Source organism: Pseudomonas sp. NBRC 100443 (assembly GCF_030268185.1).
Lineage (GTDB): Bacteria > Pseudomonadota > Gammaproteobacteria > Pseudomonadales > Pseudomonadaceae > Pseudomonas > Pseudomonas citronellolis.
In genome coordinates, this window is sequence record NZ_BSQE01000021.1 from 32,312 (window position 1) to 56,730 (window position 24,419).

At 68.2% G+C, this 24,419-nt stretch carries 23 protein-coding genes; 8 read left to right on the top strand and 15 right to left on the bottom strand.

The features are described 5' to 3' along the window. Window positions 1-45 precede the first annotated feature (45 nt). Genes QSJ95_RS24330 through QSJ95_RS24340 form a run of 3 tightly spaced genes read left to right on the top strand, consistent with a single transcriptional unit; the run spans window position 46 to window position 1,945 of the window. A complete protein-coding gene (locus QSJ95_RS24330; protein WP_285645959.1) occupies window positions 46-540 on the top strand; it encodes an RNA polymerase sigma factor in 495 nt (164 codons plus the stop codon). Continuing rightward, window positions 537-1,331 (top strand): anti-sigma factor family protein, encoded by a 795-nt coding sequence (locus tag QSJ95_RS24335; protein ID WP_285645805.1) that lies wholly within the window; start codon window positions 537-539, stop codon window positions 1,329-1,331. The genes QSJ95_RS24330 and QSJ95_RS24335 overlap by 4 nt, the downstream gene beginning before the upstream one ends. Continuing rightward, the gene (locus QSJ95_RS24340) at window positions 1,328-1,945 is read left to right on the top strand and encodes an START domain-containing protein (protein WP_502945317.1); all 618 of its coding nucleotides are present in this window, start codon (window positions 1,328-1,330) and stop codon (window positions 1,943-1,945) included. Before QSJ95_RS24335 ends, QSJ95_RS24340 begins: the two co-directional genes overlap by 4 nt. 687 nt (window positions 1,946-2,632) lie before the next feature. Here QSJ95_RS24340 and paaZ read toward each other — a convergent pair. The 15 genes from paaZ to paaF form a co-directional block, all read right to left on the bottom strand. Continuing rightward, on the bottom strand, window positions 2,633-4,684 hold the full coding sequence (gene paaZ, locus QSJ95_RS24345) for a phenylacetic acid degradation bifunctional protein PaaZ (protein ID WP_285645808.1): 2,052 nt from the start codon (window positions 4,682-4,684) through the stop codon (window positions 2,633-2,635). 270 nt (window positions 4,685-4,954) lie between these two features. Continuing rightward, window positions 4,955-6,031, bottom strand: coding sequence for a 1,2-phenylacetyl-CoA epoxidase subunit PaaE (gene paaE / locus QSJ95_RS24350; RefSeq protein ID WP_285645810.1), 1,077 nt, complete (start codon window positions 6,029-6,031; stop codon window positions 4,955-4,957). A 25-nt stretch (window positions 6,032-6,056) separates the two neighbouring features. Continuing rightward, window positions 6,057-6,590 (bottom strand): 1,2-phenylacetyl-CoA epoxidase subunit PaaD, encoded by a 534-nt coding sequence (gene paaD / locus QSJ95_RS24355; RefSeq protein WP_285645812.1) that lies wholly within the window; start codon window positions 6,588-6,590, stop codon window positions 6,057-6,059. Further along, complete coding sequence (paaC, locus tag QSJ95_RS24360; RefSeq protein WP_285645814.1) at window positions 6,577-7,338, bottom strand: 1,2-phenylacetyl-CoA epoxidase subunit PaaC; 762 nt, start codon at window positions 7,336-7,338, stop codon at window positions 6,577-6,579. Before paaC ends, paaD begins: the two co-directional genes overlap by 14 nt. A gap of 14 nt (window positions 7,339-7,352) precedes the next feature. Then, a complete protein-coding gene (gene paaB / locus QSJ95_RS24365) occupies window positions 7,353-7,634 on the bottom strand; it encodes a 1,2-phenylacetyl-CoA epoxidase subunit PaaB (RefSeq protein WP_024764426.1) in 282 nt (93 codons plus the stop codon). Between the two features lie 20 nt (window positions 7,635-7,654). Then, the gene (gene paaA, locus QSJ95_RS24370; protein ID WP_285645823.1) at window positions 7,655-8,650 is read right to left on the bottom strand and encodes a 1,2-phenylacetyl-CoA epoxidase subunit PaaA; all 996 of its coding nucleotides are present in this window, start codon (window positions 8,648-8,650) and stop codon (window positions 7,655-7,657) included. A 365-nt stretch (window positions 8,651-9,015) separates the two neighbouring features. Further along, window positions 9,016-9,369: a DUF1428 domain-containing protein gene (locus tag QSJ95_RS24375; protein ID WP_009622479.1), complete on the bottom strand. Its 354-nt coding sequence runs from the start codon at window positions 9,367-9,369 to the stop codon at window positions 9,016-9,018. A 517-nt stretch (window positions 9,370-9,886) separates the two neighbouring features. Beyond that, window positions 9,887-11,521 carry a cation acetate symporter gene (locus QSJ95_RS24380; protein ID WP_285645825.1) on the bottom strand — a complete coding sequence of 545 codons (1,635 nt, stop codon included), beginning with the start codon at window positions 11,519-11,521 and terminating at the stop codon, window positions 9,887-9,889. Then, complete coding sequence (locus QSJ95_RS24385) at window positions 11,518-11,823, bottom strand: DUF485 domain-containing protein (protein WP_043271749.1); 306 nt, start codon at window positions 11,821-11,823, stop codon at window positions 11,518-11,520. The genes QSJ95_RS24380 and QSJ95_RS24385 overlap by 4 nt, the downstream gene beginning before the upstream one ends. A gap of 342 nt (window positions 11,824-12,165) precedes the next feature. Continuing rightward, complete coding sequence (gene paaK, locus QSJ95_RS24390; protein ID WP_285645827.1) at window positions 12,166-13,485, bottom strand: phenylacetate--CoA ligase PaaK; 1,320 nt, start codon at window positions 13,483-13,485, stop codon at window positions 12,166-12,168. Window positions 13,486-13,613: 128 nt separating this feature from the next. Further along, the gene (gene pcaF / locus QSJ95_RS24395; protein WP_285645829.1) at window positions 13,614-14,840 is read right to left on the bottom strand and encodes a 3-oxoadipyl-CoA thiolase; all 1,227 of its coding nucleotides are present in this window, start codon (window positions 14,838-14,840) and stop codon (window positions 13,614-13,616) included. Next, window positions 14,837-15,283 (bottom strand): hydroxyphenylacetyl-CoA thioesterase PaaI, encoded by a 447-nt coding sequence (paaI, locus tag QSJ95_RS24400; protein WP_285645831.1) that lies wholly within the window; start codon window positions 15,281-15,283, stop codon window positions 14,837-14,839. The genes pcaF and paaI overlap by 4 nt, the downstream gene beginning before the upstream one ends. After that, window positions 15,276-16,793: a 3-hydroxyacyl-CoA dehydrogenase PaaH gene (gene paaH, locus QSJ95_RS24405; RefSeq protein WP_285645833.1), complete on the bottom strand. Its 1,518-nt coding sequence runs from the start codon at window positions 16,791-16,793 to the stop codon at window positions 15,276-15,278. The genes paaI and paaH overlap by 8 nt, the downstream gene beginning before the upstream one ends. A gap of 1 nt (window position 16,794) precedes the next feature. Further along, on the bottom strand, window positions 16,795-17,586 hold the full coding sequence (gene paaG / locus QSJ95_RS24410; RefSeq protein WP_009622460.1) for a 2-(1,2-epoxy-1,2-dihydrophenyl)acetyl-CoA isomerase PaaG: 792 nt from the start codon (window positions 17,584-17,586) through the stop codon (window positions 16,795-16,797). 45 nt (window positions 17,587-17,631) lie between these two features. Next, a complete protein-coding gene (gene paaF / locus QSJ95_RS24415) occupies window positions 17,632-18,405 on the bottom strand; it encodes a 2,3-dehydroadipyl-CoA hydratase PaaF (RefSeq protein ID WP_285645836.1) in 774 nt (257 codons plus the stop codon). 510 nt (window positions 18,406-18,915) lie between these two features. Here paaF and paaY point away from each other — a divergent pair. The 5 genes from paaY to QSJ95_RS24440 all read left to right on the top strand — a co-directional run bounded on the left by paaY (window position 18,916) and on the right by QSJ95_RS24440 (window position 24,377). Continuing rightward, window positions 18,916-19,512 carry a phenylacetic acid degradation protein PaaY gene (gene paaY / locus QSJ95_RS24420; protein WP_285645838.1) on the top strand — a complete coding sequence of 199 codons (597 nt, stop codon included), beginning with the start codon at window positions 18,916-18,918 and terminating at the stop codon, window positions 19,510-19,512. Between the two features lie 80 nt (window positions 19,513-19,592). Further along, window positions 19,593-20,516 carry a phenylacetic acid degradation operon negative regulatory protein PaaX gene (gene paaX, locus QSJ95_RS24425; protein WP_024128733.1) on the top strand — a complete coding sequence of 308 codons (924 nt, stop codon included), beginning with the start codon at window positions 19,593-19,595 and terminating at the stop codon, window positions 20,514-20,516. Window positions 20,517-20,655: 139 nt separating this feature from the next. Further along, window positions 20,656-21,573 carry a transcriptional regulator FeaR gene (gene feaR, locus QSJ95_RS24430; RefSeq protein ID WP_058071930.1) on the top strand — a complete coding sequence of 306 codons (918 nt, stop codon included), beginning with the start codon at window positions 20,656-20,658 and terminating at the stop codon, window positions 21,571-21,573. Window positions 21,574-22,417: 844 nt separating this feature from the next. Further along, a complete protein-coding gene (locus QSJ95_RS24435; protein ID WP_009622449.1) occupies window positions 22,418-22,819 on the top strand; it encodes a c-type cytochrome in 402 nt (133 codons plus the stop codon). Between the two features lie 67 nt (window positions 22,820-22,886). Beyond that, window positions 22,887-24,377, top strand: coding sequence for an aldehyde dehydrogenase family protein (locus QSJ95_RS24440; protein ID WP_285645844.1), 1,491 nt, complete (start codon window positions 22,887-22,889; stop codon window positions 24,375-24,377). The last annotated feature ends 42 nt before the right edge of the window (window positions 24,378-24,419 follow it).

Here is a 24,419-nt window from a genome sequence, read left to right on the forward strand (position 1 = left end):
CCAGCGGAGGCGACCATCGCACAACCTGCGGATATTCGCGCCGAGATCGGCCAGTACCTGGCGCGCCTGTGGCGCTACGCCATGGTCCTGGCGCACCAGCCCCACGTCGCCGACGACCTGGTGCAGGCCACCTGCGTGAGGGCGCTGGAACGCGCCGCCCAGTTCAGCGCCGGCAGCCGCCTGGACCGCTGGCTGTTCTCCATCCTGCGCTCCATCTGGCTCAACGAGGTGCGCGCGCGGCGGGTGCGCAGCGGCCACGGGGTGGTGGACGCGGAAAGTGAACTGGTCTTCGACGGCGAGCGCCAGGCCCAGGCCGAGGTGCTCGCCAGCCAGGTGCTGCGGCGCGTGGCGGCGCTGCCGGAGGCGCAGCGCGAGACGCTGTTCCTGGCCTATGTCGAGGGGCTCAGCTACCGCGAGGTGGCGGACATCCTCGGGGTGCCGCTGGGCACGGTGATGAGCCGCCTGGCGGCGGCCCGCTTGAAACTGGCCGAAGCCGCGGCGCCGGACGACGCGGAAGCGGCCAGGGGAGGACGGCGATGAACGAACATGGCACAGGCCCGCGGGTTTCCGACGAGACCCTGGTCGCCTTCATCGACGGCGAACTGGACGCCGCGCAGGCCCGCGAAGTGGAGGCGCGGATCGCCGTCGACGCCGAGCTGGCCCAGCGTTTCGACACCCTCTGCTGCGGCGGCCAGGGCCTGGGCGAGGCCTTCGACGCGCTGCTCGACCAAGCCCCGCTGCAGCGCCTGGGCGCCGGCCTGGCCAGCCTACCGCTGGCGCAACCGCGGGCGCCGCGCCGGCGTGGCCTGGCCCTGGCCGCGGCGGCCTGCCTGGTGCTGGGCATGGCCCTGGACCGCCTGCTGCTCGGCGGCCTGCCGCTGCACCACGAAGAAGACTTCAACTGGCGCCAGCGGGTGGCCGACTACATGTCGCTGTATACCGTGCAGACCCTCGACCACCTGCCGGGCGATGTGGCCATCCACCAGGCCCAGCTGGCCACGGTGGGCGAGCGCCTGGGCCTGGCCCTGCCGGCGCCGGACCTGGCCCTGGAAGGCGCCCAGCTGCGCCGCGCGCAGATCCTCGAATACGACGGCATTCCCATCGCCCAGCTCACCTACCTGGACGCGCGCTACGGCCCCATGGCGCTGTGCATCACCCGCAGCGACGGCCGCGCCGCCGCGCCGCAGCAGGAGCGCCGCGAGGGCATGAACCTGGTGTACTGGCAGGACGCCGGCCACGCCTACCTGCTGATCGGCCACAACCCGCCGCAGGACCTGCAGTCCATGGCCGCCGGCCTGCGCCAGCGCCTGGGAGGCGGGGGTGGGGTGTGAAGGCCTGGCTGGCGGGGCTGCTGCTGGCCGCCGCCGCGTCGTTGCAGGCGGCGCCCCAGGAGCACTGGCGCCTGGCCCGTGACGAGGACGGCATCCGCGTCTACCTGACCGCGGTGCCCGGCTCGCGCTACCAGAGCTACCGCGGCGTGGCCGACATGCGCGCCGACGTGGGCACCCTGGCCGACCTGCAGGAGAACCTGCGGGTGGCCTGCAAGTGGCTGTACGCCTGCGCCGAACTGCGCCTGCTGAAGGCCAGCGGCGACGACGTGTGGCTGTACATGAGCACCCAGCTGCCCTGGCCGGTGCAGCCGCGCGACATGGTGCTGCTGGTGACCACCCGGCGCACTGCCGACGGTGGTTTGTTGCGGGACATCCGCGCGTTGCCGGACTACCTGCCGGTGGTGCCGGGGCAGATTCGTGTGCGTGAGTTGAGCGGTATCTGGAGCCTGGCGCCGTTGGGGGATGGGCGGACGCGGGTGACTTACCAGATGCGTGCGGAGCCTGGCGGGAGTGTACCGTCCTGGTTGGCGGATAGTTTTGTCGTCGATGCGCCGTTGGATACCCTGAGGACCCTGCGGGCGGTAGCTGAGCGGCAGGCGCCGCGGCGGCCGTAGTTTTGGCGTTTGGCTTTTCGTAGGAGCGAGCTTGCTCGCGAATGGGGGGCTGTTCGTGCCACTGGGGCGTCCGGCGTGGCCGGTGAGTCCAATCGCGGACGGAGTCCGCTCCTGCGCCCGTGCTTCCCGCAACTGTCTACCGGCTGCGCCGAGGTGCTTTTCGTAGGATGGGTTGAGCTTGCGATACCCATGCTGCCGTGGTGATGGGTATCGCTTCGCTCAACACCATCCTACGCGGCGTCGTGTTTGCCGGTGGGGTAGGAGCAACTGTCTTGCGCCGAGGTGCTTTTCGTAGGATGGGTTGAGCCTTGGCGAAACCCATGCTACCGGGGTGATGGGTATCGCTCCGCTCAACGCCATCCTACGCGGCGTCGTGTTTGCCGGTGGGGTGGGAGCAATTGTCTTGCGCCGATGTGCTTTTCGTAGGATGGGTTGAGCTTGCGATACCCATGCTGCCGGGGTGATGGGTATCGCTCCGCTCAACGCCATCCTACGAAAAGCCGTGCTTCCTGGAACCGTAGGACTCTATCCGCCCTACGATGAAACATCCTATCGGGATGACCCCGAACTCCCCATTCACTCCGGACGGCTCCCTCTCCCTCCGGGAGAGGGCTGGGGTGAGGGGCTCTGCACGAACGAAAGACCGGCCCTGGGGCCGGTCGAGGGTGACACCGGAGTTGGAGAAAATCAGCTGCGCTTGAGCACCAGCGTCAGGATGTCGTAGCTGGCCACCAGCTCGCCGAGCTGGTTGGTGACTTCCACGTCCCAGGCGACCACGCCTTGCGGCTCGCCCTTGGGGCTCTTCTTGCCCTGGTCGATCTTGCGCTTGCAGGTCAGGCGGGCCTGGATGGTGTCGCCGATGCCCACCGGGTTGATGAAGCGCAGGGTGTCCAGGCCGTAGTTGGCCAGCACCGGGCCGACGCCGGGGGAGACGAACAGGCCGGCGGCCGCCGAGAGCACGAAGTAGCCGTGGGCGATGCGCTTGCCGAACTGCGAGTCCTTGGCCGCCAGCTCGTCGAAGTGCATGTAGAAGTGGTCGCCCGACAGGCAACCGAAGTTCACCAGGTCGGCCTCGGTGACGGTGCGTCGGTGGGTCAGCAGGGATTCGCCGATCTTCAGCTCGTCGAAGTAGCGGCGGAACGGGTGCACGTCGGTCCCGTAGACCTTGGCGCCGCGCACGTATTCGCCGGTGACCGCCATCAGCATGGTCGGCGAGCCCTGTACCGCGGTGCGCTGCAGGTAGTGCTTGACCGCGCGCACGCCGCCCAGCTCCTCGCCGCCGCCGGCGCGGCCCGGGCCGCCGTGCTTGAGCACCGGCAGCGGCGAGCCGTGGCCGGTGGATTCGGCCGCCGACTCGCGGTCGAGGATGTGCAGGCGGCCGTGCAGGGCGCCCATCACCGGGACCACCTTGGCCGCGACCTGCGGATCGCGGGTGATCAGGCTGGCCACCAGGCTGCCCTTGCCGCGCGCGGCCAGGGCGATGGCTTCGTCGAGGTCGTCGTAGGCCATCAGGGTGCTGACCGGGCCGAAGGCCTCGATGTCGTGGGCGCCGCCTTCGGCATGCGGGTCGCGGCTGCGCAGCAGGGTCGGGGCGAAGAACGCGCCTTCGCTCACGCCTTCGCCGCGCGGGGCGAAGCCGTCCTTCGCGCCGAAGACCAGCTCGCTGGATTTCAGCAGCGCTTCCACGCGCTCGGCCACGTCGGCCTGCTGGGCGTGAGAGGCGAGGGCGCCCATCTTCACGCCTTCCACCGACGGGTCGCCGACCACGACCCTGGCCAGGCGCTCGCGCAGGCGTTCGGCCACGGCGTCGATGTGTTTGGCGGGAACGATGGCGCGGCGGATGGCGGTGCATTTCTGCCCGGCCTTGACGGTCATCTCGCGGGCCACTTCCTTGACGAAGAGGTCGAATTCCTCGTCGTCCGGGGTGACGTCCGGGGCCAGGATGGCGCAGTTCAGCGAGTCGGCCTCGGCGTTGAAGGGCACCGAGTTGCGGATCAGGTTGGGGTTCACCCGCAGCTTGGCGGCGGTGTCGGCGGAGCCGGTGAAGGTGACGATGTCCTGGCCCAGCAGGCGGTCGAGCAGGTCGCCCGTGCCGCCGATGATCAGTTGCAGGCTGCCGGCCGGCAGCAGGCCGGATTCGTGCATCAGGCGCACGGCCGCTTCGGTCACGTAGCTGGTGGCGGTGGCCGGCTTGACGATGCAGGGCATCCCCGCCAGGAAGCTGGGCGCGAACTTTTCCAGCATGCCCCAGATCGGGAAGTTGAAGGCGTTGATGTGTACGGCGATGCCGCCGCGCGGCACCAGGATGTGGCTGCCGGCGAACTTGCCGGTCTTGCCCAGGGGGATCGCCGGGCCTTCGTGGACCACGTTGCCCGAGGGCAGCTCGCGGCCGCCGACGCCGGCGTAGGCGAACAGGGTGCCGGCGCCGCCCTCGATGTCGATCCAGCTGTCGGCGCGGGTGGCGCCGGTGTGGCGGGAAATCTCGTAGAGCTGTTCCTTGCGCTCGGTCAGGTACAGGGCTAGGGCCTTCAGGCGCTGGGCGCGCTGCTGGAAATCCATGGCCATGAGTGCGGCCAGGCCGCTCTGGCGGGCGTGGGCCACGGCTTCGGCGAAGTCCGGGGCCTCTTCGTGGGTGCGCGCCACGAGCTGGCCGTTCAGTGCGCTACGCAGCGCCTGGGCGCCATGCTGGCCGATCCAGCGGCCGCCGATGAAACTCTGCAGGGTGGGCTCTTGGGCCATCACTCTATCCTCCAAAAGGTACGCAAGGGTTCCGGCCGCGGCCGGTGACCGCCGTAGCCGGGTGGGCTGCGGCGGCGCGTTGGAACGGTGGCGGGGAAAGGCCGCCGGGTCAGGGACGCCAGGGGCCTTTTGGGCCCGGGGCGGTGAAACCTGGCTCTTTGTAGGAGCGGGCCCTGCCCGCGATTCGCGCGCAGGGCCCGCTCCTACATGGAGACCGCGTAGGATGGGTTGAGCGAAGCGATACCCATCATCGTGGCCTACGAAGAGCAGTCAGAGCTGGTCGAAGTCGAGGACCACCTTGTCGCTCAGCGGGAAGGCCTGGCAGCTGAGCACGTAGCCGGCCGCCACTTCGTAGTCTTCCAGGGCGAAGTTGCTGTCCATTTCCACTTCGCCTTCGATCACCTTGCACTTGCAGGTCGAGCACACGCCGGCCTTGCAGGAGTAGGGCAGCTCGGCGCCCTGGGCGTTGCCGGCGTCGAGCACGCTGACGCTGTTGCGCGCCAGTTCGAAGGACAGTTCGCGGCCGTCGCTGATCACCGTGACCTGGCTCTTGCCGCTGTCGCTCGCGGCGGCGGCCTGGCGGGCTTCGCGCCTGCTTTCGCTGCCGGCGGCGGCGAACAGTTCGAAGTGGATGCGCTCGGCCGGCATGCCGTTGGCCTTGAGCTGGTCGCGCACGGTCTCGGTCATCGCCTGCGGGCCGCAGATGAAGGCGGCGTCGAGGCTCTTCACGTCCAGCCAGCGGCTGAACAGCTGGCCGCACTTGTCGGCGTCGATGCGGCCGTTGTACAGGTCCACGTCCTGCTGCTCGCGGCTGAACACGAAGATCAGGTTGAGGCGCTGCAGGTAGCGGTTCTTCAGGTCTTCCAGCTGTTCGCGGAACATCGCGGCGTTGCTGGAACGGTTGCCGTAGAGCACGGTGACGCGGCTGTGCGGCTCGGCCTCCAGGGTGGTCTTGACGATCGACAGGATCGGCGTGATGCCGCTGCCGGCGGCCACCGCCAGGTAGTTGCCGTGGCGCGCCGCATCCAGCTGCACGTTGAAGTGGCCGGCCGGCGGCATCACTTCCAGGCTGGCGCCGGCCTTCAGCGCCTCGTTGGCGTAGGCCGAGAAGCGCCCGCCGGGCACGCGCTTGATCGCCACGCGCAGCTCGCCGTCGTTGACGCCGCTGCAGATGGAGTAGGAGCGGCGCACTTCCTCGCCGTCCAGGTGGGCGCGCACCACCAGGTGCTGGCCCTGCTCGAAGCGGAAGCTGTCCTGCAGGTCCTGGGGGATGTCGAAGGCGATGGACACGGCGTCGCGGGTCTCCGGGCGCACTTCGCGGATCTTCAGGCTGTGGAATTTGCTCATTGTTCTTCTCCGGCGGCGGCGCCGCTCAGATGCACTTGAAATAGTCGAAGGGTTCGCGGCAGTCGAGGCAGCGGTACAGCGCCTTGCAGGCGGTGGAGCCGAACTGGCTGAGCTGCTCGGTGTGCAGGCTGCCGCACTGCGGGCAGCGCACTTCCGGGGTCTCGCCGAGCAGGCTGCGCTTGCTGGTGCTGCCGGCCGGCGGGGCGATGCCGTATTCGCGCAGCGCCTGGCGGCCGGCGTCGCTGATCCAGTCGGTGGTCCAGGCTGGGTCCAGGCGCCGCTCCAGTTGCGGCGCGGCGAAGCCGGCGTGTTCCAGGGCCTGCTGGATGTCCTGCTCGATGACCTCGGTGGCCGGGCAGCCGGAGTAGGTGGGGGTGACCACCACGTGCAGGTGCCCGCCGTGCCACTCCAGGCCGCGGACGATGCCCAGGTCGACCACGCTGACCACCGGCACTTCCGGGTCCATCACCTGGCCCAGCACGCTCCAGGCGTGACTGAGGTCGTCAGCTGTGCCTGCGCGCGCGCCGCGGTCGCTGGCGATCAGCTCACCAGGTCGCATCGGGGTAGGCCCGCTGGAGGAACTGCATCTCGGCCAGGAGGATGCCCAGGTGCTCGGTGTGCAGGCCGCGGCGGCCGCTGAGGTAGAAGTGCACCGCGGGCTCGGGCAGCGGCAGGGTGGCGCTGGCGAAGATGTCGGCGACCTTGGCGCGCCAGGCGGCGGCCAGCTCTTCAGGGTTCGGCGCCACGCCCTCGGCGAACAGGTGCTGTTCCACCTCATCCGCGTTAGTCATCTCGACGGTGAAGCGCCAGACCTGCGGAATTGCCGCCAGCATGCGCGCATGGCTTTCCTCCGTGCCGTCGCCCAGGCGCTCGATCCACTCGCCGGAACGGCGCAGGTGGTAGGTGACTTCCTTCAGGCCCTTGGCGGCGATGGCGGCGATGCGCGCATCACTGGAGTCGCTGAGGGCGCGCAGCACGTGGAAGTGCCAGGCGTCGTAGAGGAACTGCTTGGCCATGGTCACGGCGAAGTCGCCGTTGGGCTGCTCGACCAGCAGCAGGTTGCGGAAGGCGCGCTCGTCGCGGCGGAAGGCCAGGTGGTCGGCGTCGCGGCCGTCGTCCAGCAGCTCGGCTGCGTACTCGTACCAGTTGCGCGCCTGGCCGACCAGGTCGAGGCCGACGTTCATTAGCGCCAGCTCTTCTTCCAGGGCCGGGGCGCGGCCGCACCATTCGCACAGGCGCTGGCCCTGGATCAGGGCGCTGTCGGCGAGGCGCAGCAGGTATTCGATCTTGTCGTTGTTCGGGTTCATCGCACGCGTCTCACTCACATGTGGCCGACTTCGGGCGGCAGCTCGTAGAAGCTGGCGTGGCGGTAGACCTTGTCCTGCGCCGGGTCGAACAGCGGGTCCTTCTCGTCGGGCGAGGAGGCGGTGATCAGCGCCGAGGGCACCACCCAGAGGCTCACGCCTTCGTTGCGGCGGGTGTAGAGCTCGCGGGCGTTCTCGATGGCCATCGCGGCGTCGGCGGCGTGAACGCTGCCGACATGCTTGTGGTTCAGGCCGTGCTTGCTGCGCACGAAGACTTCGAAAAGGGTCCATTCACTCATGGCGGTTATCTCCTCGCGGCTCAGGCGGCGTCGCATTTGCGTTGTTGTTTTTTACGGGCATGGGCGACCGCGGCCTCGCGGACCCAGGCGCCGCTCTCGATGGCGTTGCGGCGGGTGGCGATGCGCTCGGCGTTGCACGGGCCGTTGCCCTTGAGCACTTCGTAGAATTCTTCCCACTGGATTTCGCCGAAGTCGTAGTGGCCGCGTTCCTCGTTCCACTTCAGGTGCGGGTCGGGGGCGGTGCAGCCGAGCAGTTCCAGCTGCGGCACGGTCTGGTCGATGAAGCGCTGGCGCAGCTCGTCGTTGCTCTGCCGCTTGATCTTCCAGGCCATGGACTGGGCGCTGTTGGGCGAGTGTTCGTCGCTGGGGCCGAACATCATCAGCGCCGGCCACCAGAGGCGGTTGATGGCGTCCTGGACCATGTCCTTCTGCGCCTGGGTGCCGTGGCGCATCATGGTCAGGAGGATTTCGTAGCCCTGGCGCTGGTGGAAGCTCTCTTCCTTGCAGATGCGGATCATCGCGCGCGAATAGGGGCCGTAGGAGGTGCGCTGCAGCACCACCTGGTTGACGATGGCGGCGCCGTCCACCAGCCAGCCCACCGCGCCCATGTCGGCCCAGTTCAGCGTCGGGTAGTTGAAGATGCTGGAGTACTTGGCGCGGCCGGAGTGCAGCTTGGCGACTTCCTCGTCGCGGTCGGCGCCGAGGGTTTCCATGGCGCTGTACAGGTACAGGCCGTGGCCGGCTTCGTCCTGGACCTTCGCCATCAGCTGCAGCTTGCGCTTGAGCGTCGGCGCGCGGGTGACCCAGTTGCCCTCCGGCAGCATGCCGACGATTTCCGAGTGGGCGTGCTGGGAGATTTGCCGGATCAGGGTCTGGCGGTAGGCGTCGGGCATCCAGTTCTTCGCCTCGATCTTGATCTCGGCGTCGATCTTCTCCTGGAAGGCACGCTCCTCGGGGGACATGTCCTCGAGCGACTTGACGCGTTTGACGCCAGTCTCGACCAGTTGTGCATACATGCTGTGTCTCCAGCCTTTGTTCTGTTGTGGGGGAGGCCTTGGCCATGGCGTTATTTTTAAATGATACAGAAAGCAATGTCTAACACTAAATAGTGTGTCGTATGTGTTTTTTGTATCGCTTTGGGGGTAGGCGGGGGTGAAGCGTTGGGTGCCAGTGGAAGGCTTGTAGTGACTGGTTGCTGGAATTTGCGGCTATCTGGCGGTGAACGTGATGATAGAGGAGGGTGTGGATCAGGCGGGTGGTCGCGGCTCCGGCGCGATACCGGAGTGACGAATGGAGGGGTTAAAGCGATACGTAAAATTAGAATGTGGCTGGTGTGCGTGTTTCTGATGTGGCGCCCGCCGGGGCGGGCGCCGGTATCGGTTCAGGCGTCGACGATCACCTGGAAGCCGCCGAAGATCATGCGCTGGCCGTCGAAGGGCATGGACTGGAAGTTGTCCTTCAGGCGTGGGTCCTCCATGACCTTCTTCATCCCGGCGTCGCGTACCTCGCGGGACGGCCAGGTGATCCAGGAGAACACCACGGCCTCGTCCTCCTTGCGTTTCACGGCCATGGGGAAGGAGGTCACCTTGCCTTCGGGGACGTCGTCGCCCCAGCACTCGACCACGCTGAGTGCGCCGTACTCCTTGAAGACCACCGCCGCCTTGCGGGCCAGCTCGGTGTAGGCCTCGCGGTTGGCGGTGGGGACGGGGACGATGAAGCCGTCGATGTAGTTCATGGTGGGGCTCCCTTTGCTGTTTGAGGGGGAGGTGGGTCTCCCGTGGGGTCGATTGCTAGTCGTTCAGGGTGGGGGAGGATCGACGGGGGTGAGGCGGAAGGTGATGGGCGGTCGGGGAATGGGCTGGATGTTTTTGGTGTGGGGGTGAGTTGGGTTCCCTCTCCCCAGCCCTCGGCTGCGCGCCCCGCCCTGAAGGGAGAGGGGGCTTGTCCGTGCCGAGAAAGGTGATGGTTTCCGCCGGCAGCCACTGCGCTAGCCGGCTAACGCCATAACACCAAACCCTGCCCAACGGTCCCCTCTCCCTTCAGGGAGAGGGTTAGGGAGAGGGAGCGGAGGTCCGCTTGACGATGAAGCCAAGCCTTATCACTCAGACGATGAAGCCAAGCCTTATCACTCAATAGCCAAAGGCCGCAGGAGTGCTCGGATGTTTCAGCAGGTAGAGGACGGCTCCCTCTCCCTTCAGGGAGAGGGCTGGGGAGAGGGAGCGGAGGTCCGCTTGACGATGAAGCCAAGCCTCTCAATGCCGACTGGCCACAGCAGCCCCAATCCCCGTCATCGACCGGATGAACTGCCCCATATACCGCCCACGCTCCGCCTCCGCCCGGGCCGAGCGGTCGCTCACCGAGAACCCCCAGGCCGCCAGGAAGGCTGCGCTCATGGAGAACAGCGCCGGGTTGCTGTAGGGGAACACCGCTTCGGCGTTGCCCAGCACCGCCACCCACACCGGCGGGCCGAGCACCAGCAGGGCGATGGCGCTGAGCAGGCCGGCCAGGCTGCCGGCCACCGCGCCGCGGGTGGTCAGGCCGCGCCAGAACATCGAGAGGAACAGCACCGGGAAGTTCACCGAGGCGGCGATGGCCAGCACCAGGCCGGAGAGGAAGGCGATGTTCTGCGACTCGAAGAGCACGCCGAGGATCACCGCCAGCACGCCTATGCCCAGGGTGGCCAGGCGCGACACGCGCATTTCCTCGGCCTCGCTGGCCTGGCCCTTGCGCAGCACGCAGGCGTAGAGGTCGTGGGACACCGCCGAGGCCGCCGACAGCGCCAGGCCCGCTACCACCGCGAGGATGGTGGCGAAGGTCACCGCGCAGATGAAGCCGAGGAACAGGTTGCCGCCCACCGCCTGGGCCAGGTGCACGGCGACCATGTTGCCGCCGCCGATCAGCGCGCCCTCGGCGGTGCGGAAGGCCGGGTCGTCGCCGACCATGATGATGGCGCCGAAGCCCACGGCGATCAGCAGCAGGTAGAAGTAGCCGATGAAGCCGGTGGCGTAGAACACGCTCTTGCGCGCCTCGCGGGCGTCGCTGACGGTGAAGAAGCGCATCAGGATGTGCGGCAGGCCGGCGGTGCCGAACATCATGCCCAGGGCCAGGGAGATGGCGTCCACCGGGTTCGCCAGCAGGCCGCCCGGCGCCATGATCGCCACGCCCTTGGCGTGCACTTCGGTGGCCGCGGCGAACATCGCCTCGCTGCTGAAGCCGAAGTGGCGCAGCACCATGAAGGCCATGAAGCTGGTGCCCGAGAGCAGCAGCACGGCCTTGATGATCTGCACCCAGGTGGTGGCCAGCATGCCGCCGAAGGTCACGTAGCAGACCATCAGCGCGCCCACCACCAGCACCGCCTGCAGGTAGCTCAGGCCGAACAGCAGTTCGATCAGCTTGCCGGCGCCGACCATCTGCGCCACCAGGTACAGCAGCGCCACGATCAGTGTGCCGAGGGCCGCGGTGATGCGGATCGGCGCCTGCTCCAGGCGGTAGGCGACCACGTCGGCGAAGGTGTACTTGCCCAGGTTGCGCAGGCGCTCGGCGATCAGGAACAGGATGATCGGCCAGCCGGCGAGCACGCCCAGGGCGTAGAGCAGGCCGTCGTAGCCGCTGGCGAACATCATCGCCGAGATGCCCAGGAAGGACGCCGCGGAGATCATGTCGCCGGCGATCGCCAGGCCGTTCTGCATGCCGGTGAGGCCGCCGCCGGCGGTGTAGAAGTCCGCCGCCGAGCGGGTGCGCAGGGCGGCCCAGCGGGTGATGGCCAGGGTGGACAGGACGAAGGCCAGGAACAGGCCGATGGCGTGCCAGTTCAGCGGGCGTTCGGCGCCGGCGGCCAGGGCCGGCTCGGACAGCGCCAGGCCGGCGAGCAGGAACAGGGCCTTCATGCCTGGGCCTCCTGCTTGAGCCGGTCGTTCAGCGGGTCCAGCACCTTGTTGGTCTGGTGCACGTAGAGGCCGGTGAGCAGCACCGAGAGCAGGATCAGGCCGACGCCGGCGAGCATGCCGACGCTGGTCACCCCGCCGGCGAGCGGGCGGCCCAGCAGGCCGGGGGCGAAGGCCACCAGCAGGACGAAGCCGTAGTAGGCCAGCAGCAGGGTGGCGGTAAGGGACCAGGTGAGGCGTTGCTTGCGGCGGACGAGAAGGAGGAAGTCCGGGTGTTCCCGGAGGCGTTCCAGGGGCAGGGTCATGGCGCGCTCTCTGTTGTTGTGAGGTTGTCGAGGCGGTTTGTTTGATACGTAAATATATTGTTTATTTGTAATTACGTATCGTAATTGATTGTCGCTCAGCGGGCATGGGGCGGGGAGGGTGGTGCGGGCGAAGTTCGTGTCGGGATGTTGCCGGGAGAGGGCTTTTCGTAGGAGCGAGGGGGACGCCTAGCCCCGTAGGATGGGTTGAGCTTGCGATACCCATCACCATGGCCCGATGGGTATCGCTTCGCTCAACCCATCCTACGAAAAGCAACTCGGCGCGATCGCCTGCGGGGGAAATGAAAAACCCCGCCGAGGCGGGGTTTTCGTGGCGCGGGGCGATCAGCCCTGGTTGCGTTTGTCGAACACGTGGCAGGCCTTGCCTTCCGAGCGCTTGAGGCTGTGGAAGGGCTGGATCAGGATGCGCGCGCTGATGCCGATGTGCGTCTTGACCTGCTTGCTCAGCTCGTTGGCCACCTGTTTCTGCTGCTCGGCGTCCAGGTGCTGCAGTTCGTGCTTGAGTTCGACGTGCACGTCCATGCTGTCCATGTTGCCATTGCGATACAGGTGGATTTCGTAGACTTCGGCCAGCTGTTTCACTTTCAGCACCTGCTCCTCGATCTGCGTGGGGAACACGTTCACCCCGCGGATGATCAGCATGTCGTCGCTGCGCCCGGTGATCTTGTCGATGCGCCGCATCGGCCGCGCGGTGCCCGGCAGCAGGCGGGTCAGGTCGCGGGTGCGGTAGCGGATCATCGGCAGCGCTTCCTTGGACAGCGAGGTGAACACCAGCTCGCCGTATTCGCCGTCGGGCAGCACGCGGCCGGTGGCCGGGTCGATGATCTCCGGGTAGAAGTGGTCTTCCCAGACGGTCGGGCCGTCCTTGGTCTCGGCGCATTCCATGGCCACGCCCGGGCCCATGATCTCGGACAGCCCGTAGATGTCCAGGGCGGTGATGCCCAGGCGCTCTTCCACGGCGCGGCGCAGTTCGGCGGTCCACGGCTCGGCGCCGAAGATGCCCAGGCGCAGCTTGAGGCTGTGCGGGTCGATGCCTTGGCGTTCGATCTCGTCGGCCAGGTTGAGCATGTAGGACGGGGTGACCATGATGATGTCCGGCTGGAAGTCGCGGATCAGCTGGACCTGCTTCTCGGTCTGGCCGCCGGACATCGGGATCACCGTGCAACCCAGGCGCTCGGCGCCGTAGTGGGCGCCCAGGCCGCCGGTGAACAGGCCGTAGCCATAGGACACGTGGACCTTGTCGCCCTTGCGCCCACCGGCGGCGCGGATCGAGCGCGCCACCACGTTGGCCCAGGTGTCGATGTCGTTCTGCGTGTAGCCGACCACCGTGGGCTTGCCGGTGGTGCCGCTGGAGGCGTGCAGGCGCACGATCTCGCTCTGCGGCACGGCGAACATGCCGTAGGGGTAGTTGTCGCGCAGGTCGTTCTTGCCGGTGAAGGGGAACTTCGCCAGGTCGTCGAGGGATTTCAGGTCGTCGGGGTGCACGCCGGCTTCGGCGAAGCGCTGGCGGTACAGCGGGACGTTGTCGTAGGCGTGCTTCAGGCTCCAGCGCAGACGGTCCAGCTGGTGCTGGCGCAGTTCATCGAGGCTGGCGGTCTCCAGCGGGTCGAGCAGGGCACGTTCGGCATCATGGTACATATTCATGGGTTCACTCGATTTGTTCTTGTACGCCAGCCCGCGTACGGGCTGCGAGTGTCATGGGGGGAGGATACGCCCCCCGCGGAATCCGGTCTTTGCGCTTCTGGCCAGGGTCTTTGGCGTCCCTGCCAGAGTTACCGCGGCAGGCGCTCGATGACCATGGCGATGCCCTGGCCGACGCCGATGCACATGGTGCACAGGGCGTAGCGGCCGCCTCGCTCTTCCAGTTCGTGCAGCGCGGTGGTGACCAGGCGCGCGCCGCTCATGCCCAGCGGGTGGCCCAGGGCGATGGCGCCGCCGTTGGGGTTGACCCGTTCGTCGTCGTCGGCCAGGCCCAGTTCGCGCAGCACGGCCAGGCCCTGGGCGGCGAAGGCTTCGTTGAGTTCGATCACGTCCATGTCGTTCAGCGACAGGCCGGTCAGCTCCAGCACCTTGCGCGTCGCCGGCACTGGGCCGATGCCCATGATCCGCGGCTCGACGCCGGCCACCGCCATGCCGACCACCCGGCCGCGGGCCTTCAGGCCGTGGCGCTGGGCCGCCTGCGGGCTGGCCAGCAGCAGCGCGCAGGCGCCGTCGTTGACCCCCGAGGCGTTGCCGGCGGTGACGCTGCCGCCCTCGCGGAACGGCGTGCCGAGCCTGGCCAGCTGTTCCAGGGTGGTGTCGCCGCGCGGGTGCTCGTCATGCTCGACCACCTTGGCCGGGCCTTTGCGCTGGGGAATTTCCACCGGGACGATTTCCTTCGCCAGGCGGCCGCGGGCCTGGGCGGCGGCGGCCTTGTGCTGGCTGCGCAGGGCGAAGGCGTCCTGGTCGGCGCGGGAGATGTCGAACTGTTCGGCGACGTTCTCCGCGGTTTCCGGCATGGAGTCGATGCCGAACTGCGCCTTCATCAGCTTGTTGACGAAGCGCCAGCCGATGGTGGTGTCGAAGATCTCCGCCGTGCGGCCGAAGGCCTGCTCGGACTTGCCCATGACGAAGGGCGCGCGGGACATGGATTCGACGCCGCCGGCGAGCATCAGCCCGGCCTCGCCGCAGCGCAGGGCGCGGGCGGCGTTGCCGATGGCGTCCAGGCCCGAGCCGCACAGGCGGTTGATGGTGGTGCCGGGCACTTCCTGGGGCAGGCCGGCCAGCAGCGAGGCCATGTGCGCGACGTTGCGGTTGTCCTCGCCGGCCTGGTTGGCGCAGCCGAGGATGACGTCGTCGATGGCGCTCCAGTCCAGCTGCGGCTGGCGCTGCACCAGGGCCTTGAGCGGGATGGCGGCGAGGTCGTCGGCGCGCACTCCGGAGAGGGCGCCGGCGTAGCGGCCGATCGGCGTGCGCACTGCGTCGATGATCAGGGCATCGCTGAGGGTGGCGTTGGTCATTCGGGGGTCTCCTGCGTCAGCACGGTGCCGCGCACTTTGTAGGATTTGCCGTGGAACAGGGCGATCAGCTGTCCGTGCTGGTTTTCGATGCACACGTCGTAGTTGCCGGTGCGGCCGCTGCGGCTCTGCTCGCTGGCCGTGGCGGTCAGTTCGTCGCCCAGGCGCGCCGGGGCCACGTAGTCGATGCTGCAGCCGATGGCCACGGTGGCTTCGTCATAGCTGTTGCAGGCGAAGGCGAAGGCCGAGTCGGCCAGGGCGAAGAGGAAGCCGCCGTGGCAGGTGCCGTGGCCCTGGATCATGTCCTCGCGCACCGGCATGCGCAGCCGCGCGCTGCCGGGGCCGGCGTCTAGCAGGGCGATGCCCAGGCGCTGGGTGGCCTGGTCGCGGCTGAACATGGCGTCGGCGCAGGCGCGGGCCAGTCGTTCGGGGGTGCGTTCAGTCATGCAGGCGGCTCCCTTCGGCGTGCTTGCGGCGCAGCAGCAGGGACGGGCGGTAGCGTTCCTCGCCGTAGCTGCGTTGCAGGTTGTCCAGAGTGCGCAGCACGTAGCCGACGCCGATGGCTTCGGCCCAGGCCAGCGGGCCGCGCGGGTAGTTCACCCCGGCGCGCATGGCCAGGTCGATGTCGGCTGCCGAGCCCACGCCTTGCAGCACGGCGTCTGCCGCTTCGTTGGCAAGCATGGCCACGGTGCGCAGCACGGCCAGGCCGGGCAGGTCGGCCAGGGCGGTGACCTTCAGGCCGGCACGGCGCAGCAGGGCCACGGCCTGGTCGCGGGCTTCGGCGCTGGTGTCGGCGGACCAGCCGATGGCGATGCGCGAGGCCTTGGCGTAGTCCAGCGCCAGGTCGAACAGCACCAGGTTGCGCAGGCCGTCGTCCTTGCCGCGCTGGCTGGCCAGGCGGCCGTCGGAGAGCGCCAGCACAGCATCGCCGACGCGCAGCAGGCCGCTACCGGCGCGCTCGATCACCTGCACGCCGGCATCCTTCAGGCGCTGCACCAGCGGCTGGGCCACGCCCAGGTCGCCTTCGACCACGCAACTGGCCACTTCGGCGGCGCTGTCCAGTTCCGCCGCCTGCGGGCGCTCGGCGCCTTCGGCGTAGTCGTAGAAGCCGCGGCCGCTCTTGCGGCCCAGGCGGCCGGCGTCCACCAGCTCCTTCTGGATCAGCGAGGGCTGGAAGCGGAAGTCGCCGTAGTAGGCGGTGAACACCGAGCAGGTCACCGCGTAGTTGACGTCGTGGCCGATCAGGTCGGTCAGCTCGAAGGCGCCCATGCGGAAGCCGCCGGCGTCGCGCAGCAGGGCGTCGAGGCTGGCGCAGTCGGCGGCGCCTTCCTGCAGCAGGCGCAGGCTTTCGGCGTAGAACGGGCGGGCCACGCGGTTGACGATGAAGCCCGGGGTGGAGCGGGTGTACACCGGTTGCTTGCCCCAGTTCTTCGCGGTGGCGTGCAGGGCCTTGGCCAGTTCCGGGCAGGTCGCCAAGCCCGAGACGATCTCCACCAGGGCCATCAGCGGCGCCGGGTTGAAGAAGTGCATGCCGATCACCCGCTCGGGGTGCTTGAGGCCGGCGGCGAGGCTGGTGATGGAAAGCGAGGAGGTGTTGCTGGCGAGGATGCAGTCGGCCGCGCACAGCGCTTCCAGCTGGTTCAGCAGGCCGCGCTTGACCTCCAGGTTCTCGACGATGGCCTCGATCACCAGGCGCGCATCGGCCAGGGCCTCGATGGCTTCCACCGGTTGCAGGCGCGCGACTATGGCGGTGCGCGCGGCGGCGTCGAGCTTGCCTTTTTCCACCAGGCGGCCGAGCTGGCGGTCGATGCCGTCGATGGCCTGGGCGGCGGCGCCCGGGCGGTTGTCGTAGAGCTTCACCGGGTGGCCGGCCTGGGCCGCCACCTGGGCGATGCCGGCGCCCATGGCGCCTGCGCCGATCACCGCGACCTGGGCATTGATATCCAGTGCGTGCATGTCAGCGGCCCTTGAAGCTGGGGGTGCGTTTTTCCATGAAGGCGCCGACGCCTTCGCGGTAGTCCTCGCTGCGCCCGGCCAGGCGCTGCAGGTCGCGCTCCAGCTCCAGCTGCTCGTCGAAGCTGTTGTTCAGGCTGGCGTTGAGGCTGCGCTTGATCAGCGCCAGGCCGTAGGTCGGCTGGGTGGCCAGGTGGCGGGCCAGCTTCAGGGCTTCCTCGCGCAGGTTGGCGTCGTCCACCACCTGGTAGATCAGGCCCCATTGCTCGGCCTGTTCGGCGGACAGGCGATTGCCCAGCAGGGCCAGGGCCTTGGCGCGGGCCAGGCCGACCAGCCGTGGCAGCGTCCAGGTGCCGCCGGAATCGGGGATCAGGCCGATCTTGCAGAAGGCCTGGATGAAGCTGGCCGAGCGCGCCGCCAGGACCAGGTCGCAGGCCAGCGGGATGTTCGCCCCGGCGCCGGCGGCCACGCCGTTGACCGCGCAGATGACCGGCAGCGGCAGGTCGCGCAGGGTGCGGATCAGCGGGTTGTAGAACTTCTCGATGGACTCGCCCAGGTCGGGCATCTCGGCGCCCGGGGCGACGTTGCGGTCGGACAGGTCCTGGCCTGCGCAGAAGCCGCGGCCTTCGCCGGTCAGCAGCAGCACGCGGGCCTCTTCGCTCTGGCGCACCTGCTTGAGCGCTTCGCGCACCTCGCCGTGCATCCTGGCGTTGAAGCTGTTCAGCTGCTCCGGGCGGTTCAGGCTGAGGAGGGCGACGCCGTCCTCGATGGAAAACAGGATGTGCTCGAAGGTCATGGGCGGGCTCGCTCCATCAATCGGTATAGAAGGAAGAAAGGGGCTTCAGCGGCCGAGGAAGCGCGCCGGGCGCTTTTCCTGGAAGGCGCGGATGCCTTCCTCGCGGTCGGCGGTGCCGGCCAGCAGGGTGAAGGCGTGGCGCTCGAAGCGCAGGCCGCTGGCCAGGTCGGTGTCCTGGGCCTTGAGCAGCGCTTCCTTGGCCATGCGCACGGCCAGCGGCGCCTTGCGCGCGATGACGCGGGCGACCTGCAGGGCGCGCTCGACGGTGAACTCGGGTTGGGTGACTTCGCTGACCAGGCCGGCGCGCAGGGCGTGGCGGGCATCTATGGCTTCGCCGGTGAGGACCATCTGCATGGCCAGGGACTTGCCCACCGCGCGCAGCAGGCGCTGGGTGCCGCCGGCGCCGGGGATGATGCCGAGGTTGATTTCCGGCTGGCCGAAGCGGGCGTCCTCGCCGGCGATGAGGATGTCGGCGTGCATCGCCAGTTCGCAGCCGCCGCCCAGGGCGAAGCCGTTGACCGCGGCGATCAGCGGCTTGGCGAAGGCGGTGATGCGCTGCCAGTGGGCCACGCGCGGGTCGTTGAGGATGCCGACCAGGTCGCGCTCGGCCATCTCCTTGATGTCGGCGCCGGCGGCGAAGGCCTTGCGGCTGCCGGTGATGACCACCACGCGGGTCTCGGCGTCGCGCTCGGTGGCGTCCAGTTCCGCGGCCAGTTCGCCCAGCAGTTCGGTGTTCAGGGCGTTGAGCGCCTCGGGGCGCTGCAGGGTGATCAGGCGGACGCCGTCCTCGGGCGCCTGCACGGCGAGGGTACGAGGCATGTAAAGCTCCTCAGGCTGCACGCACGGCCTGAGGCCGGCTCATTGGAATTGTTCTGCGGGCCCGTCGCGCCTCTGTGGGTGCGGACGGGCCCTGGCTGGCATCCAGTATATGCCTTAAGTGATACAAAACAGCAATAACAAAATTGATTTATGTGTCTCGTGTGTCGAGCGAGCTGCCAGGTTCGGGTTTCCGCAAGGGGCTGCGAAGCCCGTTGGACAAGGGCTGAGAGCTATAGGATTTGCGGCTTGGCAGGCGTGCCGGTGCTCGCTCGGGAAAGCGATACAGCATCGGGCGCATTGACGATCGGATTTGTTGTGATACAAGATTTTCCAAACAACGAATCACGACGGGTCGCTTTCCCGTCCCGCCTTGCCGGCGCCTCTGGCGCCGCCGTGCACAAGGAGCCACCCCGATGCCGTCCGTCGCCTGCGCGCTGGAACCCTTCGCCGAAGCTGGATGCCCGTTCAGGGTGCAGCGCCACCTCGATCTGCCCGAAGAGGAGGCCTGAGATGCCCTGCTACAGCCTCGAAGGCCTGACCCCGGTGGTCGATCCGACCGCCTATGTCCACCCCACGGCGGTGCTGATCGGCGACGTCATCGTCGGCCCCGGCTGCTACGTGGGGCCGCTGGCGGCGCTGCGCGGCGATTTCGGGCGGATCATCCTGGAGGAGGGCGCCAACCTGCAGGACACCTGCGTCATGCACGGCTTCCCGGACAGCGACACGGTGGTCGAGCGCAACGGCCACATCGGCCATGGCGCGGTGCTGCACGGCTGCCGCATCGGCGCCGACGCCCTGGTGGGGATGAACGCAGTGGTGATGGACAAGGCCCGCATCGGCGAGCGCTGCATCGTCGCCGCCACCGCCTTCGTCAAGGCCGGCTTCGAATGCCCGCCGCAGCGCCTGGTGATGGGTTCGCCGGCCACGGTCAAGCGCGAGCTGAGCGAGCAGGAAATCGCCTGGAAGCAGCGCGGCACCGCCGAATACCAGCAATTGAGCAAGCGCTGCCTGGCCAGCCTGGTGGAATGCCAGCCGCTGGCCGCGGTGGAGGCCGGCCGCCCGCGCCTGGGCGATTCCGGGTTCCGCCCGAAGGGGCAGGGCGCATGAGCCTCATTGGGGTTCGCTCCAATGGCCAGGCGGCCCGGCGGGCAGGTATAGTCGGCGCTTTATCCGCGCCCGACCGAGCCATGAGCAGTCTCGCCCCGCTGAACCAACTGATCGCCCGCTTCCAGGAACAGACGCCGATCCGCGCCAGTTCGCTGATCATCACCCTTTATGGCGACGCCATCGAACCCCATGGCGGCACCGTCTGGTTGGGTAGCCTGATCGGCCTGCTGGAGCCCATGGGGATCAACGAGCGGCTGATCCGCACCTCGATCTTCCGCCTGACCAAGGAAGGCTGGCTGACCGCCGAGAAGGTCGGCCGGCGCAGCTACTACAGCCTCACCGGCACCGGCCGGCGGCGTTTCGAGAAGGCCTTCAAGCGCGTGTACAGCCCCGGCCTGCCGGCCTGGGACGGCGCCTGGACGCTGGTGCTGCTGTCGCAACTGGCGGCGGACAAGCGCAAGCAGGTGCGCGAGGAGCTGGAATGGCAGGGCTTCGGCGCCATCGCCCCGAGCGTGCTGGCCTGCCCGCGCTGCGACCGCGCCGACCTCACCGCGACCCTGCTGGACCTGGACGCGCTGGACGACAGCATCGTCTTCGAGACCCACGCCCAGGAGGTGCTCGCCTCCAAGGCCATGCGCCTGCAGGTGCGCGAGAGCTGGAAGATCGACGAGCTGGGCCAGCACTACAGCGAATTCATCCGCCTGTTCCGCCCGTTGTGGCAGGCGCTGCGCGAGCAGGGCGAGCCGGATGCCCAGGACTGTTTCCTGGCGCGCACCCTGCTGATCCACGAATATCGCAAATTGCTACTGCGCGACCCGCAACTGCCGGACGAACTGCTCCCCGGCGACTGGGAAGGGCGCGCGGCGCGGCAGCTGTGCCGCAACCTCTACCGCCTGGTGTACGCCAGGGCCGAGGTGTGGCTGAACAGCGCCCTGGAGACCGCCGACGGCCCCTTGCCGGATGCCGGCGAGAGCTTCTACCGGCGCTTCGGAGGGCTGAACTGAGCCAGACTGGCTCGAAACATGCTTCACAAGCGCCGGACCGAGGCGGCGCTGCGGGACCACCGGCCGGACGGCCGGACCATGACGGGCGCCTGCCTGAGCGTCCGCTGATAAAAACAATGCGTGCATGAGGCTTTAGGTCATGAACCCTTCATCGATTTCCAGGGATGAGGCTTTCGAAGCGTGGTTGTGCCAGGTCAACCAGGCGTGCGGGCGTTTCGACGCGCGCACCCTGGGGCCGTCCTTCCACGGGAAGCTGCGGGAGTACCAGGGCGGTGCCATCAAGCTCAGCGTGGTCGACATGTCCCAGGTGCACCTGTACCGCACCAGCAAGGAGGTCAGCGCCAGCGGCAACGGCCACTTCTACGCGGTGTTCCAGCTCGAAGGGCGCTCGCGCCTGGAGCAGGACGGCAACCGCGTGCAGCTGGCCCGCGGCGACATCACCCTGGTGGACGCCAACCGCCCCTGCGACATGACCTACGAGGAAGACTCGCGGCAACTGTCGCTGATCCTCCCGCGCCAGGTGCTGGAGCGCGGCCTGCGCTTCTCCGGCATCGACTGCGCGCGGCGCATCCCGGCCAGCTCGCCGGTGGCGGTGCTGGCCAACACCCTGATCCTCGAAACCACCCGCCAGAACGGCCTGGGCATGCAGGAAAGCGAGGCCACCCTCGACGCCCTGGTCAGCCTGCTGCGCCCGGCGCTGGCCGGCGCGGAAGCCGAGGGCGACAGCCATGAAAGGCTGTTCCGCAAGGCGCTGGCCTTCATCGACGAACACATCGGCGCGGAGGAACTCTGCCCGGAACTGATCGCCCGCGAAGTGGGGGTATCGGTGCGCGGCCTGTACCGCATGTTCGCCAAGAAGGGCCTGGTGGTGGCGCAGTACATCAAGAACCGCCGCCTGGACTTCTGCGCCGAATCCCTGCGCAACGCGGCGGGCGAGCAGAAGCTGTCGGCGCTGGGGTATGCCTGGGGGTTCTCGGATTCCAGCTACTTCTCCACGGCGTTCAAGTCGCGCTTCGGGGTTTCGCCGGGGGAGTATCGGAAGCGGTATGTGCATTGATGTAAGAGCCGCTGGAGGCTGGAAGCTGGAAGCAAGAGCGCCCAGAGCCCTTCTCTCTGAAGGGAGGGAGGCAGCTTCGTAGGGCGAATAACCGTTCGCGGTTATCCGCCGTCGGCCAGAACGCCACCCCGGCTGCAAGCTGCAAGCAAGAGCGTGAAGAGCCCCTCTCCCCAACCCTCTCCCGCAAGCGGGAGAGGGGGCTGTCCGTGCCGAGAGGAGAAATGGTTTCAGCTGGAGTCCGCGGTGCTAGCCAGGCCGGCTGCGCGCACCTGCTTTTCGTAGGAGCGAGCTTGCTCGCGAACGGGGGCTCCCTGTGGCACTGGCATATCAGGTCGACTCCGCTCCCTCTCCCCAGCCCTCTCCCTGAAGGGAGAGGGGGCTTGTCCGTGCCGAGAGGGGGCCTGGTTCCAGACGGCAATCCCTGTGCTAGCCGGCTAACTCCAGAACATCCAACCCTGCCCAACGGTCCCCTCTCCCTTCAGGGAGAGGGTTAGGGAGAGGGTGCTCTTGGGGCCGGCACCACCACAACCATAGCCTCCCAGCCCCGTAGGATGGGTTGAGCGAAGCGATACCCATCGCCCCCACCGCATGGGTTTCGCAAACGAAAAGCCACGAAAGCCCCTCGGCGCAGCCGGCGAGACGGTTGACCCCACCGCTCTTGCTTCCAGCTTCCAGCTTCCAGCTTCCAGCTTCCAGCCTCCAGCCTCCAGCGGCTCTTCTGGCACCCCCACCAACACGACTGGCACACAGAAAAACACCCGCACTCGCGCCCCTGGCGACAATCGTCCTCGACCGGCACCTGCCTTGTGTCCGGCCGATAAGAATCGATCGAGAGTGCCCCTGCATGCTTTTCACCGTGAAAACCCGAATCAAGACCGGCCTCTGCGGCCTGCTGCTGGCCGTGGCCGGTACCCAGTCCGGGCTGGCCCTGGCCGATGACCTGGCCGCCAAGGGCCAGGCCGTTTTCGAGCGCGACTGCTCCGTTTGCCACACCGCCAATGCCGGCGGCGCCAACATCATGGGGCCGAACCTGCATGGGGTGATCGGCCGCAACGCCGGTTCCCTGGCCGGTTTCAGCTATTCCCAGGCGATGAAGGACAGGGGCGCGGCCTGGAGCCGCGAGAGCCTCGAAGCCTTCGTCACCCAGCCCCAGGCCGCCGTGCCGGGCACCTACATGCCCTACCAGGGCCTGGCCGACGCCGACGAGCGCAAGGCCCTGAGCCTGTGGCTCAGCCAGCAGCACTGACCTTTCCCGGCCGCTCCCGGCGAGCGGTTCCCTGCCTGGCCCGCGGGCCGCAAGAACAGGAGTCACCATGAGCATCACCGCAACCCTGCCGCAGGTCGCCGAGTTCCTCCAGCGCCGCCACGGCTGCTTCATCGACGGCGCCTGGGTGGCCTACGACGGCCCCACCAGCGACGTGCTCAACCCGGCCACCGGCGAAACCATCGCGCAGATCGCCGACATCGATACCGACATGCTCGACCGCGCCGTGAAATCCGCCCATGCCGCCTTCAAGTCGCGCGTCTGGTCCGACCTGCGCCCGGCCGACCGCGAGCGCATCCTGTTGCGCTTCGCCGACCTGGTGGAGCAGCACGCCGAGGAACTGGCCCAGCTGGAAACCCTCAGCCAGGGCAAGTCGATCAACCTGACGCGCATGCTCGACGTCGGCGCCACCGTCGAGTTCATGCGCTACATGGCCGGCTGGGCGACCAAGATCGAGGGCCAGTCCCTGGACGTGTCCATCCCGCTGCCGCCGGGCACCAAGTTCACCGCCTTCACCCGCCGCGAGCCGGTGGGCGTGGTCGCCGGCATCGTGCCCTGGAACTTCCCGCTGATGATCGCCGTGTGGAAGCTGATGCCGGCCCTGGCCACCGGCAACACCGTGGTCATCAAGCCCGCTTCGGAAACCCCGCTGACCGCCCTGCGCCTGGCCGAGCTGGCCTTCGAGGCGGGCGTGCCGGCCGGGGTGTTCAACCTGGTCACCGGCGACGGCGCGCGCATCGGCGGCGGCCTGGCTTCGCACAAGCTGATCAGCAAGGTGTCCTTCACCGGCTCCACCGCTGTCGGCCGCAGCGTCGGCATCGCCGCCATGCAGAACATGACGCGCTTCGCCCTGGAACTGGGCGGCAAGAACCCGATGATCATCCTGGCCGACGCCGACATCGACAAGGCCGTGCAGGGCGCGCTGCTGGGCGGCCTGCTCAACAGCGGCCAGGTGTGCGCCGCGGCCTCGCGCTTCTACGTGCACGAGTCGCGCTATGCCGAGTTCGTCGACAAGCTCGGCGCGGTGGTCGCCGGCATGAGCATCGGCCAGGGCATGGACGACACTGCGCAGATCACCCCGCTGGTGTCGCGCAAGCAGCAGGCCTCGGTGCTCAAGCACATCGAGACCGCCCGCCGCGAAGGCGCCCGGGTGGTCTGCGGCGGCGAGCCGATGGACTGCGACGGCTTCTTCGTGCGCCCGACCGTGCTGGCCGACGTCACCCAGGACATGGCCGTGGCCCACAATGAAGTCTTCGGCCCGGTGCTGGCGGTGCTTTCCTTCAAGGAAGAGGACCAGGCCATCGAGATGGCCAACGACAGCGAGTACGGCCTGGGCGCCAGCCTATGGACCAACGACCTGACCCGCGCCATGAACCTGGTACCGCGCATCGAGTCCGGCACCGTGTGGGTCAACGCCCACGTGCTGCTGGACCCGAGCATGCCTTTCGGCGGCGTCAAGCAGTCCGGCATGGGCCGCGAGTTCGGCCGCGCGGTGGTCGAGGCCTACACCGAGATCAAGTCGGTGTGCATCGCCCACTGAGGGCGCCTTGCGTAGCGTGCCGCGCGGCGGCACGCTACGCCG